At 71.2% G+C, this 15,892-nt stretch carries 16 protein-coding genes; 6 read left to right on the top strand and 10 right to left on the bottom strand.

What is annotated here, in order from left to right:
• Window positions 1-10 precede the first annotated feature (10 nt).
• The 4 genes from ACFYPH_RS03025 to ACFYPH_RS03010 form a co-directional block, all read right to left on the bottom strand.
• The gene (locus ACFYPH_RS03025; protein WP_234589120.1) at window positions 11-781 is read right to left on the bottom strand and encodes an isoprenyl transferase; all 771 of its coding nucleotides are present in this window, start codon (window positions 779-781) and stop codon (window positions 11-13) included.
• A gap of 31 nt (window positions 782-812) precedes the next feature.
• Complete coding sequence (locus ACFYPH_RS03020; RefSeq protein ID WP_354854085.1) at window positions 813-1,955, bottom strand: geranylgeranyl reductase family protein; 1,143 nt, start codon at window positions 1,953-1,955, stop codon at window positions 813-815.
• Window positions 1,956-2,591: 636 nt separating this feature from the next.
• Window positions 2,592-3,452, bottom strand: a complete 861-nt coding sequence (locus tag ACFYPH_RS03015) for a hypothetical protein (RefSeq protein WP_354854082.1) — start codon at window positions 3,450-3,452, stop codon at window positions 2,592-2,594.
• A 37-nt stretch (window positions 3,453-3,489) separates the two neighbouring features.
• A complete protein-coding gene (locus ACFYPH_RS03010) occupies window positions 3,490-5,334 on the bottom strand; it encodes a phosphoenolpyruvate carboxykinase (GTP) (protein ID WP_387178452.1) in 1,845 nt (614 codons plus the stop codon).
• A gap of 441 nt (window positions 5,335-5,775) precedes the next feature.
• On the opposite strand from ACFYPH_RS03010, the gene ACFYPH_RS03005 reads away from it, so the two are divergent.
• The 3 genes from ACFYPH_RS03005 (at window position 5,776) to ACFYPH_RS02995 (ending at window position 7,772) form a co-directional block, all read left to right on the top strand.
• Complete coding sequence (locus ACFYPH_RS03005) at window positions 5,776-6,312, top strand: GtrA family protein (protein WP_387179338.1); 537 nt, start codon at window positions 5,776-5,778, stop codon at window positions 6,310-6,312.
• A gap of 63 nt (window positions 6,313-6,375) precedes the next feature.
• Window positions 6,376-7,092, top strand: coding sequence for a GtrA family protein (locus tag ACFYPH_RS03000; RefSeq protein WP_354854302.1), 717 nt, complete (start codon window positions 6,376-6,378; stop codon window positions 7,090-7,092).
• On the top strand, window positions 7,089-7,772 hold the full coding sequence (locus ACFYPH_RS02995; RefSeq protein ID WP_354854076.1) for a MaoC/PaaZ C-terminal domain-containing protein: 684 nt from the start codon (window positions 7,089-7,091) through the stop codon (window positions 7,770-7,772). The genes ACFYPH_RS03000 and ACFYPH_RS02995 overlap by 4 nt, the downstream gene beginning before the upstream one ends.
• Window positions 7,773-7,814: 42 nt before the next feature.
• Here ACFYPH_RS02995 and ACFYPH_RS02990 read toward each other — a convergent pair whose 3' ends face one another.
• Together ACFYPH_RS02990 and ACFYPH_RS02985 are read right to left on the bottom strand one after the other, a co-directional pair.
• Window positions 7,815-8,387 (bottom strand): PH domain-containing protein, encoded by a 573-nt coding sequence (locus ACFYPH_RS02990; RefSeq protein ID WP_354854073.1) that lies wholly within the window; start codon window positions 8,385-8,387, stop codon window positions 7,815-7,817.
• A gap of 185 nt (window positions 8,388-8,572) precedes the next feature.
• Window positions 8,573-9,448 carry a biotin--[acetyl-CoA-carboxylase] ligase gene (locus tag ACFYPH_RS02985; protein WP_355132805.1) on the bottom strand — a complete coding sequence of 292 codons (876 nt, stop codon included), beginning with the start codon at window positions 9,446-9,448 and terminating at the stop codon, window positions 8,573-8,575.
• An 85-nt stretch (window positions 9,449-9,533) separates the two neighbouring features.
• On the opposite strand from ACFYPH_RS02985, the gene ACFYPH_RS02980 reads away from it, so the two are divergent.
• On the top strand, window positions 9,534-11,117 hold the full coding sequence (locus ACFYPH_RS02980; RefSeq protein ID WP_234589112.1) for an acyl-CoA carboxylase subunit beta: 1,584 nt from the start codon (window positions 9,534-9,536) through the stop codon (window positions 11,115-11,117).
• 102 nt (window positions 11,118-11,219) lie between these two features.
• Here the strand turns inward: ACFYPH_RS02980 and ACFYPH_RS02975 are convergent, their stop codons facing one another.
• The 4 genes from ACFYPH_RS02975 to ACFYPH_RS02960 all read right to left on the bottom strand — a co-directional run bounded on the left by ACFYPH_RS02975 (window position 11,220) and on the right by ACFYPH_RS02960 (window position 14,377).
• Entirely contained in the window at window positions 11,220-12,071 is an 852-nt protein-coding gene (locus tag ACFYPH_RS02975) for a hypothetical protein (protein WP_387178448.1), read from the bottom strand.
• The gene (locus tag ACFYPH_RS02970; protein WP_266248870.1) at window positions 12,064-12,564 is read right to left on the bottom strand and encodes a SigE family RNA polymerase sigma factor; all 501 of its coding nucleotides are present in this window, start codon (window positions 12,562-12,564) and stop codon (window positions 12,064-12,066) included. The genes ACFYPH_RS02975 and ACFYPH_RS02970 overlap by 8 nt, the downstream gene beginning before the upstream one ends.
• A 62-nt stretch (window positions 12,565-12,626) precedes the next feature.
• A complete protein-coding gene (locus ACFYPH_RS02965) occupies window positions 12,627-13,610 on the bottom strand; it encodes a 2-dehydropantoate 2-reductase N-terminal domain-containing protein (RefSeq protein WP_354854064.1) in 984 nt (327 codons plus the stop codon).
• A 23-nt stretch (window positions 13,611-13,633) separates the two neighbouring features.
• Complete coding sequence (locus tag ACFYPH_RS02960) at window positions 13,634-14,377, bottom strand: M50 family metallopeptidase (protein ID WP_354854061.1); 744 nt, start codon at window positions 14,375-14,377, stop codon at window positions 13,634-13,636.
• Window positions 14,378-14,473: 96 nt separating this feature from the next.
• On the opposite strand from ACFYPH_RS02960, the gene ACFYPH_RS02955 reads away from it, so the two are divergent.
• Both ACFYPH_RS02955 and ACFYPH_RS02950 read left to right on the top strand, forming a co-directional pair.
• Entirely contained in the window at window positions 14,474-15,010 is a 537-nt protein-coding gene (locus tag ACFYPH_RS02955) for a Uma2 family endonuclease (protein ID WP_387178443.1), read from the top strand.
• Between the two features lie 129 nt (window positions 15,011-15,139).
• A complete protein-coding gene (locus tag ACFYPH_RS02950; protein ID WP_355063211.1) occupies window positions 15,140-15,892 on the top strand; it encodes a GH25 family lysozyme in 753 nt (250 codons plus the stop codon).

Genomic DNA, 15,892 nt, shown 5'->3' with positions numbered 1-15,892 from the left:
CGCAGCAGGGTCAGGCGCCGTACCGGCGCTGGCGGGTGGCGTACGAGCGCAGCGCGCGCAGGAAGTCGATGTGCCGGAAATCCGGCCAGTTGAGCTCGCAGAAATAGAACTCCGAGTGCGCGGACTGCCAGAGCATGAAACCAGACAGCCGCTGCTCCCCGCTGGTGCGAATGACCAGGTCGGGGTCGGGCTGGCCGCGGGTGTAGAGGTGCTCGGCGATGTGCTCGACGTCCAGCACCTCGGCCAGTTCCTCGATCGTGCCGCCCGAGGCGGCGTGCTCCAGCAGCAGCGAACGGACCGCGTCGGTGATCTCCCGCCGGCCGCCGTAGCCGACGGCGATGTTGACCTCCGCGCCGCCGCTGCGGTCCCGGGTGCGCTCCTCGGCGCCCTTGAGCGCCGCCGCCGTCTGGGCGGGCAGCAGGTCCAGCGCGCCGACGATGCGCAGCCGCCAGGGGTTGCCCTCCTCGGCCAGCTCCACCACCAGGTCCTCGATGATCTGCAGCAGCGGGTCCAGCTCGCTGGCCGGGCGGCGCAGATTGTCGGTGGCCAGCAGGTAGAGGGTCACGTGCCCGATGCCGGCCTGGTCACACCAGCCGAGGACATGCTTGATCTTCGCCGCGCCGACCCGGTGCCCGTCGTTGGGGTCGACGAAGCCCATCTCCCTCGCCCACCGGCGGTTGCCGTCGCACATCACCCCGACGTGTCGGGGCACCGGCTTGCCCGCGAGCTTCGCCGTGAGCCGGCGCTCGTACACGGAGTAGATAAGGTTCCGCAGCGTCATCACCTAGCAGCGTAGCGACCCGCCAGCGGGATCACCCCTTCGGAGGCCGATCCCCGCCGGACAGTTCGATGCCGATCATGCCCAGCGTACGGGCGGTGAGCCGCCCGTCGCCGAGTCCCAGCTCGACCACATCGTCGAACACGCGGTCGTCCCGGCGGGCCGCCCGGACCGCCGCGTCGACCACCCGCCGCCGTCGTGCCAGCCATGCGGCGACCGAGCTGTGCCGCAGATGGGTGCCGAGGCGACGACGCAGGCCAACGGCGTAGCGACGCGCCGCCGCCTCGGGCGCACGGGCCGCCGCGGCACCGGCCAGCGCACCGGAGAGCAGCGCGTAGAAGATGCCCTCACCGGTGAACGGGTTGATCAGCGACAGGGCGTCGCCGGCCAGCAGGGTGCGGTCCCGGCCCGGTGCCGGCCGGTGCGTGGACAGCGGCAGGTGATGGGCGCGCAGCGCGGTCACCGTCGACAGGTCGGTGCCGGGCAGCAGCGCGGCCAGCCGGTCCAGCAGGTACGCCCGGCTCAGAGGCTCGCCGCGCAGCACCTCCCCGTACCCGACGTTCGCCCGCCCGTCGCCGATCGGGAACGACCAGGCGTACGCCGGCCAGCGTGCCTTCGAGGTGACGATGAGCTGCTCGGGTGGGCCGGGCAACGCCGGGGCGTAACCCCGGATGGCCAGTGCCAGGTGCCGGTCGGGGTTCACCGGGTGGCCGAGGGCCCGGCGCACCACCGACCCGGCGCCGTCCGCTCCCACCACCACCCGGCCGGACAGCTCCCCGTCGAGCACCACCCGGTCGGAGCGTGGCTGGACCCGGCGGACGCTGTGCCGGCGCAGTTGCGCGCCGGCAGCCACCGCAGCCGCCACCAGCCGCGCGTCGAAGACCTCCCGAGGCACGGTGTACGCCGGCCGGGGCAGCGCCCGAGCGACCGCCTGGCCGCCCGGGGAGACCATCCGCAGCGCGGGCAGCGCGGCGTAGCCGGCCACCGCCTCGGTCACGCCCAGCTCGGCGAGCACGTCCACCGAGTGCGCGGCGATCCCGTCGCCACAGGCCTTGTCCCGGGGAAAGTCGGCCCGGTCCAGCAGCAAGACACTGGCGCCCGCCCGGCGCGCCGTCAGCGCCGCGGCCGCCCCGGCCGGCCCCGCCCCCACCACCACCACGTCGAACTCGTCGCTCATCGCGCGCCTCCCTCTGACCGGGGCGGCGCGGCTCGTACCCGTCCCGCCCGGCGATCACCTGGGCCGTCGACACCGGCCACGGTGACCGACATCACCCGCCATCCTGCCCCCTGCCCGGCCGCCCGCACCGCTGCCGCACGGCCGGGCCGCACCGAAGCCGAACGACCTCGCCGAGCCGAACACCCCAAGCCCCGAAGGCAGCCACGAACCGGCGGTCACGGTCGCGCGGCCACGACCCGGCGGCCCCAGACCAGCGGACCCAGACCGGTGGCGACGAAGCGGACGCCTGGAGCGGCGAGTCCGGAGTGCCACCCCTCGCCGCCTGCTGCGTTGCCTGTCGAGCTGCCCCGTTGGTGGGGCAGAGTGGCTCCGATGGCTGCCGTCAGCATTGATCGACTCGGGATCGCCGATATCGGGGTGTCCACGTCGCCCGATCACCCCGACTTCGGCGATCCCGAGTCGATCACGGCCGGAGCCACGCCCGCCGCCCACCCAGGCGCCAGATCCCCGCCACTGCCGGATCGGCATGCACGGGGTACGGATATAGCCGGTCCATATCCGGGGCAGCTCGACAGTGCCTGCCAACCCCCTCTCAGGTCGCGCACCGCTCGAACCGGGGCTTAGTCTGCCGGGCTCTCAGACCGGGGCGGCGGCGTCTGGGGCGCGGGCCGCCCGGCGCAGGCCGTACAGGGCCAGCGCGGCGGCGGCGAGCAGCGGGGCGCCGTCGCGGATCAGGCCGTCCACGCCCAGCAGCCACCAGCACAGTGGCAGGTCCACGGCCAGGACGGCCAGCGTGACGACGACGAGCAGGCCGCGTGCCCAGTCCTTGCCGCGCATCAGGAACGCGGTGCAGAACAGCACCGCGTAGCTGGCCGCGATGCCGGCGCCGAACCAGAACAGCACGGCCGGTACGGCGGACAGACGGTCGTCCAGGATCGCGCCTCCGGCCACCAGCGCCGGCACCAGCATCAGCGGGCTGTAGGTGAACGCCGCGACTCGGCTGGTCAGCAGCCAACCGCTGGCCTGCGGCCGACGCGGCGGGGTCTCCCGCCAGGAGATGCCGGCCTTGTCGATGACGAGCCGCGGCCGGTGCCGGACGAGATGCCCAGCGAGCGCCGACGAGCGGTAGAGCATCCACACCACCGCCACACAGAGCGCGGTGAGCACGCCGAAGCCGAGCAGCCCGGGCAGCGGCGGCACCCCCTGCCGGGGCACGATCAGCCGGCCGACGGCGAAGATCGTAGTGACCCCGAGGATCAGCCCGAAGGGACGGGCCACCGTGCGGCCCCGGCGGACGTGCCCGATCAGCAGCAGGAAACCGAACGAGCGCAGCATCGCCCAACCGGTGCGCACGGCCAGGCCGAAGCCCTGCTCCGGGGCGTACCACCAGTTGAGCAGCTCGACCACGACGGTGGCCGCCGCCGTCGTCGCGAGCAGGAAGGTGAGCACCCGGACGGCGGACGGCCGCCGGACCTCGGTCTCGGCGGCCGTCCTCATGGGATTCCTTGTTGCCCGCGGCGGGCGATGTTCACACCTAGCGCTGCGGCTGTACGGCATCCAGGCGGGCGCGCAGCGCGTCCAACTCGGCCCAGAGCACACCGGGCAGCTTGTCACCGAACTTCTCGAACCACTCGGTGATCAGGGGCAGCTCGTTGCGCCACTCCTCCGGGTCGACCTTCAGCGCGATCCGGACGTCCTCCGGGGTCATGTCCAGGCCCTCGACGTCGAGCGCGTCGGCGGTCGGCACCATGCCCACCGGGGTCTCCACCGCGTCGGCCGTGCCCTCGATCCGCTCGACGACCCACTTGAGCACCCGGGAGTTCTCCCCGAAGCCCGGCCAGAGGAACGAACCGTCCGGGTCCTTGCGGAACCAGTTGACGTAGTAGATCTTCGGCAGCTTCGCCTCGTCGCCGTCGGCGCCCTTGCCCATCTCGATCCAGTGCCGGAAGTAGTCACCGGCGTGGTAGCCGATGAACGGCAGCATCGCCATCGGGTCCCGGCGGACCACGCCAACCGCGCCGGACGCGGCCGCGGTCGTCTCCGAGGAGAGCGTGGCGCCCATGTAGACGCCGTGCACCCAGTCGCGGGCCTCGGTCACCAGCGGGATGGTGTCCTTGCGGCGTCCGCCGAAGAGGATCGCGTCGATCGGCACGCCGTTCGGGTCGAAGTACTCGTCGGCGAGGATCGGGCACTGGGTGATCGGGGTGCAGAACCGGCTGTTCGCGTGCGAGGACAGGCTGTCGCTCTCCGGCGTCCAGTCGTTGCCCTTCCAGTCGATCAGGTGCGCGGGCGGCTCACCCATGCCCTCCCACCAGACGTCACCGTCGTCGGTGAGGCCGACGTTCGTGAAGACGGAGTTGCCCCGGTCCAGGGTGCGCATGGCGTTGGCGTTGGTCTTCCAGTCGGTGCCGGGCGCGACGCCGAAGAGGCCGTACTCCGGGTTGACCGCGTAGAGCCGGCCATCCGGGCCGAACCGCATCCAGGCGATGTCGTCGCCGATCGTCTCGACCTTCCAACCCGGGATGGTCGGCTCCACCATGGCCAGGTTGGTCTTGCCGCACGCGGACGGGAAGGCGCCGGCGATGTGGTGGACCCTGCCCTCGGGGGAGGTGATCTTGAGGATGAGCATGTGCTCGGCGAGCCAGCCCTCGTCCCGGCCCATCACGCTGGCGATCCGCAGCGAGTAGCACTTCTTGCCGAGCAGCGAGTTGCCGCCGTAGCCGGAGCCGAAGGACCAGATCTCCCGGGTCTCCGGGAAGTGCGAGATGTACTTGGTCTCGTTGCACGGCCACGCCACGTCCTGCTGACCGGGGGCGAGCGGCGCGCCGATCGAGTGCAACGCGTGCACGAAGTCCGCGTCGTCCCCCATCGCGTCGAGGACCTTCGCGCCCATCCGGGTCATGATGCGCATGGACGCGACCACGTACGGGCTGTCGGTGATCTCGACGCCGAACATCGGGCTCTCGGCCTCGACCGGGCCCATCACGAAGGGGATGACGTACATGGTGCGCCCGCGCATCGAGCCGCGGTACAACTCGTTCATCGTCCGCTTCATCTCGGCCGGCGCCATCCAGTTGTTGGTGGGGCCGGCGTCCGCCTCGTCGACAGAGCAGATGTAGGTGCGCTCCTCGACCCGGGCGACGTCCGTCGGGTCGGTGCGCGCGTAGAACGAGTTCGGCTTCTTCTCCGGGTTCAGCCGGATGAGGGTGCCGGCCTCGACCAGCTCGTCGGTGAGGCGACGCCACTCCTCGTCCGACCCGTCCACCCACACGACCCGGTCGGGGGTGGTCAGTTCCGCGACCTCACGGACCCAGGCAAGCAGTTTCGGATGGGACGTCGGGGCCTGATCGATACCCCGCACTACAGCCGGAGCAACCATGACACATCTCCTTGTGGTCGACGCTGACCGATCTATGGGATGCACGAGTGTCAGCGACGCCATGCGCCGCCTTCGTGGAAACCTGGGATTGGCCTCAGCGTAAACCGGGCAGCCTTCCGAGTCAGTGGGACTGGTTGTGAAGAACTGCACAAGGTACGGCCACGCTGCGGCATCACGATCTGATACCCGCTTTCCTGCGCAGTTTCACGCAAATCTTGTCGTGCACCCCCGGTCGACGCGCTTGGCGGTCGGGCCGCCAACCCGCCCGGCCGACCGGTGCGGGGATTCCCGTTCCGGGGCGCGTCAGTCCTCCCCTCTGGTCACGCTGCGTTCAACTGCGGCGTACCGGGCGAAAGGGCCGGCACGAGCGACGATGTCCGGTCGCCGTTGCTACCCCGCCGACTGGCCGACAGCCGGTAGGCTCGTCCCGTGGCCGCCACGATGACCGGGGAGCAACCGGGTCCCCGGCAGACCCGACCGGGTCTGGTCCGCGGGCTGCTCGACCGTTTCGGTCACCTCGTGCGCGAGCTGAGCAAGTTCGCCACCGTGGGCGGGATCGCCTTCCTCATCGACTTCGCGCTCTTCAACTACCTGACCACCGCGCGCGGCATGGAGCAGCTGACGGCGAAGACGATCTCGACCGTGCTCGCGGCGACCTTCGCCTTCCTCGGCAACCGGTTCTGGACCTGGCGGCACCGCCAGCGCAGCAACCCTGCGCGGGAGTACGCGCTGTTCTTCTTCTTCAACGCCGTCGGCCTCGGCATCGCGGTGGCCTGCCTCGCGATCAGCCGGTACGGGCTCGGCAGCATCTGGCCGGGCGTGTTCCAGACGCAACTGGCCGACAACATCGCCAGCTTCGTCGTCGGCACGGGCCTCGGGACACTGTTCCGATTCTGGTCCTACCGGCGGTTCGTCTTCGTCGAAGCGGGAACTCCGACCGTTCCGCAGGCGGAGCACGACCGAGACCACGGTGCGTGACCTGCCGCCCACCTCGTCCGGCCGGTGATCGCCGGCTTCACCGACTGCCCTAAGGTGTTTCGCATGCGTCTTGTCCGTCTGCTGCCTGAGCGTTGGCAGAAGTTCATCCACGAGGCGCTCAAATTCGGCATCGTCGGCGGCATCAACACCGTCATCAATTACGCGGTGTTCAATGTCCTTGCACTTACCGTTTTCGTCAACGGTCAGTTGAAGGCGACCGTGATCGCGACCGTCGTCGCAACGATCACGTCGTATCTGATGAATCGCCACTGGACGTACCGGGATCGCCCGAAATCGGCGCTTCGTCGGGAGTACGTACTGTTTTTCCTGTTCAACGGGGCCGGCCTGCTCATCGAACTGGGTGCCGTGGCCGCGGCCAAGTACGGGCTCGGCGTGCACGGTCTGCTGGGGCTGAACGTGGCGAAGACCGCCGGCGTTCTGCTGGCCACGCTGTTCCGGTTCTGGTCGTACCGGTCCTTCGTCTTCCAGCCCGTCTCGCCGGCCGAGGACGAGACGAAGGCCGACCCCACCTGGCATGACATCCCGCGCGACGAGTGGGACACCATGGCCGAGATGGACCCGGTCGCCGAGCTGGCCGAATCCGTCTCCGAGCTGGAAGAGGCGGAGTCCAGCGATCGCCCCGACGCGACGCCCGGCCCGACCGGCGCGGCTCCCGCCCAGCAACGGCCCACACCGATGACCGCCGGCCTCCCCGCTGACCTGGACGCGGAACTCGCCGCGGAGCTGCACGCCGGCACCCGTCGCGCGCCCCGCCGGTGACGCCTCCCGCCATCCGCTCCGGCACCGGGGCGCCCGCCGAGCTGTTCTTCGAGGATCTCGTCCCGGGGCTCACCGTCGATCTCGGGACGGTCACCGTGGACGGCGACGAGATGCTGGCCTTCGCTCGTCGCTTCGACCCGCAGTGGTACCACGTCGACCCACAGCTGGCCGAGGCCAGTCGGCACGGCGGTGTGATCGCCAGCGGCTTCTACACGGTCAGCCTGTTCATGCGGGCGTACGTCGATCACCTGCTGTCCCGCGCGGCGGCGGACGCCTCCCCCGGTCTGGAGGAGTTGCGGTGGCTCGCCCCGGTACGCGCCGGGGACCGTCTCGCCGTCCGGGTCGACGTGATGGGCGCCCGCCCGTCGGACGCCCGCCCCGGGCTCGGCACCGTCATCCTCACCGGCACCATGCTCCGCCTCGGCCCGGACAACCGGCCCGATCAGGAGGTGCTGCGGACCCGCTTCCGTGGCTGGTTCGCGCTACGCCCGGTCGAGACGAACCCCGAGGCCACACCAGGCGAGACCGGCCCGCCGGAAAGCGGACCAGCCGAGGCCGGAGCGGCGGAGGCCGGACCGTCGGAGAGCGGGCCAGCCGAGGCCGCGTCGTCGAAGGGCGGGCCGTCCGAGGCCGGACGGCCGTCGGCGGCCGCAGGGCCCGTGGTCGAACAACGCGCCTGACCGCCCCGGCGCTCGGGCCGGGACGGTCAGCGCGGATCGCGATCAGGTCGTGGTGTCGCGCAGCGGCTTGCCCTCACGCATGTCGGCGAGGATGTCGCGCATCTCCCCGTCGCCCAGCGAGTGCTTGTCGTGCTGCGCCTCGACCAGCTCGTAGAGGGTGGTCTGCACCCGGCTGACACCCGGCACGTCGGCGAGCACCGACTGGCCGCGTTCACCAGCTGACTCGATCGTGAGGGTGCCGCAGCCGAGCAGCCGCTCGAAGAAGTGCTGGTTCATCGAGTGGTCGTTGATCCGGGTGAGCGGAAGGTCCCGCCGGTCCCGGGAGAAGACACCCTGCTGCAACAGCACACGCTCGTTGGTGAACAGGTAGTGGGTGGTACGCCAGACCAGGAACGGCCACAGACCGAGCCAGAGGACCGCGACCAGGGCGATCACCCCGATCACGGCCAGCGCGATCGAACCACCGCTGCTCTCGGGCAGCAGGAGCACGCCGACCACCACCGCGGCGATGGCCAGCACCAGCACCGCGATCGGCCGGATCAGCGCCTTCCAGTGCGGGTGCAGGTGCAGCACGACGTGCTCGTCCTTCGTGAGCACGTCTTCGGGAAACGCCACGACAACCTCCAACGCCTTTTACTCGACGCGCCGACCGTAAACCCCCCAAGCCCCGCCACAACATCCGCCACGCGGCCCCACTCCACCTTGCGCGATCTTGCACTTTCGGTCGCCGTCACACGGCCTGAGCCCGTCACGCCACGACAGAGACCGCACGATCGCGGGGGCGGAGGGCGCGGGGCGGGTTAGCGCAGGTGGAGCACGTCTCCTGCGGCGACGACGCGGGTTCCGGTGGGGGTGGTGAGCTGGAGCTGGCCGTCGTTGTCCACACCGGTGGCGGTGCCGGTCAGGTCGTCGCCGCCGGGAAGCAGGACGCGTACCTCGCGGCCGATCGTCGCGCAGGCCGCCAGGTAGGCGTCGCGCAGGCCGCTGGCCACGGCGTCCCCACCGGCGGCACGCCAGCGGTCGTACCAGTCGGCCAGTGCCCGCAGCAGAGCCCGCAGCAGCGGATCCCGGTCGGTGGCCGCCGCACCGGCCAGTTGCAGCGAGGTGGCCGGCAGCCCGGTCGGGTTCACCGGCAACTCGTCGGCGCGCAGGGTCACGTTGAGGCCGACGCCGAGGACGATGGCCGGCGGTTGGGCCGAGGAGCGCCCCGGCACCGCCTCGGCCAGCACACCGGCGCACTTCGCGTCGCCGATGAGCAGGTCGTTGGGCCACTTGAGGGTGGCCTCCAACTCGGCCAACCGGGCCACCGCCTCGACCAGCGCGACGCCGGCGAGCAGCGGCAGCCACCCGTACCCCGTGGAGGGCACCGCGGCCCAGCCTCGGTCCGGCACGGCCTCGCCGGGCCGCAGCAGCACGCTGGTGGCGATTCCCGCGCGCGGCGGTGACTGCCAGACCCGACCGCGCCGACCGCGGCCGGCGGTCTGCCGCTCGGCGACCACCACCAGGCCCTCCGGCTCGCCCGCCGCAGCGGCCTCGGCCACGTCCGCGTTGGTGGAACCGGTCTCGGCGTACAGCTCCAGGCGGGCCCACGGCCCGTTCGGCGCGACCAGCGCGCGCCGCAGCCGGGCCGCCGACAGCGGCGGTCGGTCCAGATCGGTGTACGGGGAGCCCGGCATCCCGTCAGCCTACGGCGGTGGCCACGGGAGGTATTGAGGCGTACTGCACAGCAGCACCGACCTGAACCATCGTTATATTCCCTGGGTGACTACCGAGACCGGGACCAACATCCACAGCACCGCGGGCAAGCTGGCGGACCTGGAGCGCCGGGTCGACGAGGCGGTGCACGCCGGGTCGGCGCGTGCGGTCGAGAAGCAGCACGCCCGGGGCAAGAAGACCGCCCGCGAGCGGATCGAGATGCTGCTCGACGAGGGCTCCTTCGTCGAGCTGGACGAACTGGCCCGGCACCGGTCCACGGCCTTCGGGCTGGAGCGCAACCGCCCGTACGGCGATGGCGTGGTGACCGGCTACGGCACGGTGGACGGCCGGCAGGTGTGCGTCTTCGCCCAGGACTTCACGGTCTTCGGCGGCTCCCTCGGCGAGGTCTTCGGCGAAAAGATCGTCAAGGTGATGGACCTCGCCATGAAGATCGGCTGCCCGGTCGTCGGCATCAACGACTCCGGCGGCGCCCGCATCCAGGAGGGCGTGGTGTCGCTCGGCCTGTACGGGGAGATCTTCTTCCGCAACGTCCGCGCGTCCGGGGTCATCCCGCAGATCTCGCTGGTGATGGGGCCCTGCGCTGGCGGCGCGGTCTACTCCCCGGCCGTCACCGACTTCACCGTGATGGTCGACCAGACCTCGCACATGTTCATCACCGGCCCCGATGTGATCAAGACGGTGACCGGCGAGGACGTCGGCATGGAGGAGCTGGGCGGAGCCCGCACGCACAACACCCGCAGCGGCAACGCGCACTACCTCGCCACCGACGAGGACGACGCGGTCGACTACGTCAAGGCCCTGCTGTCGTACCTGCCGTCGAACAACCTCGACGAGCCGGTCGTCTTCGAGGCCCCCGCCGACCTGACGATCACCGACGAGGACCGCGAGCTGGACACGCTCGTCCCGGACTCGGCGAACCAGCCGTACGACATCCACACCGTCATCGAGCACGTCCTCGATGACGGGGAGTTCCTGGAGGTCCAGCCGCTCTACGCGCAGAACATCGTGGTCGGCTACGGGCGGGTGGAGGGACGCCCGGTCGGCGTGGTGGCCAACCAGCCCATGCACTTCGCCGGCACCCTGGACATCGCCGCCAGCGAGAAGGCCGCCCGGTTCGTGCGCACCTGCGACGCGTTCAACATCCCGGTGCTGACCTTCGTGGACGTTCCCGGCTTCCTGCCCGGCACCGGCCAGGAGTGGGACGGCATCATCCGCCGGGGCGCCAAGCTCATCTACGCGTACGCCGAGGCGACCGTCCCGAAGGTCACCGTGATCACCCGCAAGGCGTACGGCGGGGCGTACGACGTGATGGGTTCCAAGCACCTCGGCGCGGACCTGAACTTCGCCTGGCCGACCGCGCAGATCGCCGTGATGGGCGCGCAGGGCGCGGTCAACATCCTCTACCGCTCGGAGCTGGCCGGCGCCGAGGACCCGGCGGCGGTCCGGGCCGAGAAGATCGCCGAGTACGAGGACACCCTGGCCAACCCGTACGTGGCCGCCGAGCGCGGGTACGTCGACTCGGTGATCCCGCCGCACGAGACGCGCACCCAGATCGTCCGGGCGCTACGGGTCCTGCGCACGAAGCGCGAGACCCTGCCGCCGAAGAAGCACGGCAACATCCCGCTCTGAGGCGCTTCTGCTCTGCTCGGCTTGATCCGCGCAACTTCGGGGAAAGTGCCTCCCGGCCCCGGGAGGCAGCGACATCCCTGATGTTGTGCGGGTCAAGAAGGGTCAGCAGGCCGGGTTCGCGGCGGCACACATTCGGGCCGCCGCCGCCTCCGCGAGCTGGACGAGATCCGATTCGGTGCCGTCGTACCCGGGGCGAAGCACCGAGACGGTGTCGCCGACCCGGACGACGGCCAGGAGGAGGGGCGTCGGCTCGCCGCTCAGCGCTTGCCCGGTCTGCACGTCCCGGGCGGCGGTGAGCGAATCCCGCAGGATCGCGGCGTCATCCCCGGCGAAACCCCGCCGGGCCACCGACCACCGGTGGATCACCTCTGTCGTTTGGGTGGTCCCGTTCACCTCCGCCTGCCCGACGGTCCGCCACCGGGCGCACGGGGCGACCACGTCGTCCAGGCCGGCGACGAGTTGTCTGGCCGTCTCGGGTGCCAGCCGGAAGAGATCCTGCGTGAGCAGGACGTCGCCCTCCACCAGGTTGTCCGGGGAGTGCTTACGCATGAGGGTCTGCGATCGGGACAGGTTCGACGTCTGCCATCCGTCGGACAGTCCCTGGCTCGTCCGGCAGTCGCCGAGCGTCTCCTCCAGCCGGACCGGCTCACCCAGCCCTGACTGGCTGAGCTGCGTATAGACCTGCTGCCGGAGATCTGCCGGCTGCAGGAGTGCGTCGAGGGGAATCTCGTGCCGGGTCGGCGCGGCCGCCGGTAGACCCGGTGCGGGGGACTTTCCCGGGGCGGCGACCGCCGCGGCGGAGGCACCGGTGAGAGCCAGCACGACGGTGGCCACCACGATCCGGCGTTGGCTGCGACGACGGGCCCGGGCGCGGATCTCCTCCGAGGATGCCCAGCGCACGCCCTGCAACTCCCGGTGGATCTGTTCGACGAATGCCAGGTCGTCGTCACGCATCGGTTGCCTCCTCCAGATCAGAGACGGCGAGCAGACCGGCGAGCGCGGTACGCCCCCGGGAGAGTCGGGCTTTGACCGTGCCCACCGGGGCGGCGGTCTCCCGCGCCACCTCGGCGACCGGCATGCCCATCAGGTAGTACAGGGCGATGGCGGTGCGCTGCTCCTCGGGCAGTCGACGCAGCGCGGCGACCACCTCGACCGTGTCGGTGCCCGGCCCGGGCACGGTCTCGGTCGCCCCGTGGCGCAGGTACGCGCGGGCGCGACTGCGCAGGCTGCGCCAGCGGCTGACCGCGATACGGCTGGCCACCACCCGCACCCACGCCTCCGGGTCGTCGTACCCGCTGATCGTCGACCAGCGCTGCCACGCCCGGATGTACGCCTCCTGCACCGCGTCCTGGGCCTCGACCCGGTCGCCGGTGAGGGCGTAGACGAAACCGAGCAGCCGTTGTCGACTCCCCCGGTAGAACTCGTCGAACCCGTCGACGTCCGGCACCCGCTACCTCCCCGTGTCGGTCGCAGGGAACACGCGCCGGGCACGGCCGTCGGTTGCCCGGGTCAGGCGATCATCTTCTCCAGCTCGGCGAGCGGGAACGCGCCGGCCGCGATCCGCTCCCGGGTGGCCCGCCGTACTGCCCGCTGCACGGCCACGTTGGCCGGCGTCGGTACGCCGTGCAGCCGGCCGAGCAGCGCGATCTCTCCGTTGAGGTGGTCGACCTCGGTCGAGCCGGCGCCCCGGGCGAGGCTCTGCCAGGTGGATCCACCGGAGCGGCCCGCGCCGTCGACCGGGCGCTGCTGGACCAGATCGCCGCGTTCGGCCTTCTCCTCGTCCGGGGAGGTGTGCGGGATGCGCGCGGCGGCGAGCGCGGCGACGCCCTCGGCGCGTACCCGCTCGGCCAACGCGTCCGGGATGTCCTGCCCGAGCAACGCCTGGAGGCCGTTGCCGAGGTTGCTGAGCAGCTTGCCGTACTTCCAGCGCAGCACGTCCTCGCGCACCGGCGCGACGAAGCCGGCGGCGGTCAGGTCGGCGGCGATCGCCCGGTCGGCGTCGTCGGCGCCGCCCGGGTACCGGCCGATGTGGAGCATCCCGGGGTGCGGGTGCCCGTTGGCCACCACCACGCCCGGGTCGAGGTGGGTGGCCGGCAGCCAGACGCAGATCGGGTGCACGTCGGCGAAGAGCCGCAGGGCGGCCCGCTCGTTCGCCACCCCGTTCTGCGCGGTGACCAGTGGCAGCCGCTCGCCGGCCGTGCCGCCACCGGCGACCGGCGCGTCCACCCACGTCGCCAGCGCGGCCTCGGTGTCCTGCGACTTGACGGTGAGCACCAGCACCGTGTCGGCCGGCAACGGTCGGTCGCCCGGGCCGTCGACGGCAGCCAGCCGGGCGGTCACGTCGCCGTCGGGCTGCCGCAGCGTCAGACCGCGCTCCCGGATCGCGTCCAGGTGCGCGCCGCGCGCCACCAGGGTCACGTCCCGGTCGGCCTGTGCCAGCCGTACGCCGATGGTCCCGCCGACCGCGCCCGCCCCGATGATCACGTATCGCATGGCCTCATTCTGCCCCGGCAGGGTCAGAGCGTCAGGCCGGCGTCGGTGAGGATGGAGCCGGTGAGCAGAAGCGCGCCGGCGACCAGGGCGGCCAGGTTGACCAGGGCGAAGAGGACCACCCAGAAGAACGCCGGGAACGGGGTCAGCCCGGCGAGCTGGTCGGCGTCGGAGGCGGGCATCCGGCCGCGGGAGCGCAGCCGTTGCAGCTCCACCACCGGCCGCACCCCGCCCAGCAGCAGGAACCACACCCCGGTGTACGCGAACGCGGCCTGCACCTGCGGCGTGGCGTACCACGAGACGGCGAGCACCAGCGCCCCGGTGACCAGCAGCGACACCACGCCGAAGGCGTTGCGGATCATGACCAGCATGGCGAGCAGCAGCGCCACCGCCACCCAGAGCAGCAGCGTGATCCGGTTGCCGCCGAGCAGCCAGGCGCCGGCCAACCCGACCAGCGGCGGGGCGACATAGCCGGCGAGCAGCGTGAGGATCATGCCTGGCCCGGTGGGCCGACCGGCGGAGAGCGTCAGGCCGGAGGTGTCCGAGTGCAGCCGGATGCCGCGCAGCTTGCGGCCGGTGAGCAGGGCGACCAGCGCGTGCCCGCCCTCGTGCGCGATGGTGATGGCGTTGCGGGCGATCCGCCACGGCAGCCGGGTGGACACCACCACCAGCGCGACAGCGGCGGTTATCAGCACCAGCAGCGGGGGCGGGTCCGGCTGCGCGCCGAACAGCGTGTCCCACTTCTCGCCCAGCCCGTCGATCGACATCATGGGGCGCGAGCCTACCGGCGGCGTTCCGTGTCGTTCCCGAGGCACCGGCCCGTCACGCTCGAAACTGATCGGATGACAAGCGAAGCCGGAGGATTGGTGTCCTTGGAGCACCACCTCGGCCCCTGGACCGAGGACGATTATTTTGCCCTCGGTGAGACCCCGGACCGGATCGAACTGCTCGACGGGAGCCTGCTGGTGAGCCCGGTCCCGAGCAAGCGGCATCAGTTGGTCTCACGTCGACTGGCGAACCACGTCGAGCGTGCTGCCGCTGGCCTCGCGGTTTTCAGAGCGGTCAACGTCAGGCTCGGGGTGGACCGGATCGCCATCCCGGACCTGGTCGTCGCCGACACCGACGACGAGGGCACCGCGGTGGAGGCCGTTGAGGTGGTCCTCGTCGGCGAGGTCCTGCCGCCCGGCAATGCGGCTGCCGATCGCCTGCTCAAGATGCAGCTCTACGCCATCGCGGGAATCCCCTGGTACCTGCTGGTCGAGCAGGACGGCGACGGTCACTCGCTGCGGCTCTACCGGCTGGACGGCGAGCACTACGTCGAGGAGCAGGTGGCCAAGGCCGGCGAAACGTTGAGCATCGTTGAGCCGTTCCGTTGGCAGCTCGACCCGGCCGCCCTGCGCTGATCGTTTCCGCACCGCAATCCTCGGGAGCCACCGACAGTCGTCGATGAAAGTTTCCTCGACAGCTCTTGCGATCAAGGGCACTTACCTCCAAAGATGGGCGTCAATAGACCAGCGTCCCTGGAGGCACTCATGGCCCGTACCCGATCATCGCTGCGCCGCGCGCTCGCGGCCGGCCTCACCGTCCTCGCCGCCGCGGCGGCGACCCTGGTCGCGACCTCCGGCCCGGCGGCGGCAGCCACCACCGCCGGCGTCGACGTGTCCAACTACCAGGGCAGCATCAACTGGACCAGCGTCCGCAACGCGGGCATCGAGTTCGCCTTCATCAAGGCAACCGAGGGCACCAGCTACAAGGACCCGAGCTTCAACGCGAACTACGTCAACGCGTACAACGCCGGGGTGATCCGCGGGGCGTACCACTTCGCCCGGCCCAACATCTCCGCCGGCTCGACCCAGGCCAACTACCTGGCGTCCAACGGGGGCGCCTGGTCGGCCGACAGCCGCACCCTCCCGGCCGCGCTCGACATCGAGGCCAACCCGTACAGCGGGGGCTACTGCTACGGGTTGAGCACCACCGGGATGCGCAACTGGGTGCAGGACTTCCTGAACACCTACCGCTCCCGCACCGGCCGGTACGCGGTCATCTACACCACCACCAGCTGGTGGAACCAGTGCACGGGCAGCTGGACCGGCCCGTGGGCCAACCACCCGCTCTGGCTGGCCCGCTGGTCGAGCACGCCGGGCGCCCTGCCGGCCGGCGCACCGGTGTGGAGCTTCTGGCAGTACACCAGCAGCGGCGCCGTCTCCGGGATCAGCGGCAACGTGGACCGCAACTACTGGAACGGTGACCGGAGCCGACTGATCGCGCTGGCCAACAACACCTGA

The sequence above is a fragment of the Micromonospora sp. NPDC005252 genome, assembly GCF_042872475.1.
Lineage (GTDB): Bacteria > Actinomycetota > Actinomycetes > Mycobacteriales > Micromonosporaceae > Micromonospora.
The sequence above is the reverse complement of the archived record's forward strand: the minus strand, read 5'-3'. Positions and strand labels throughout refer to the sequence as shown.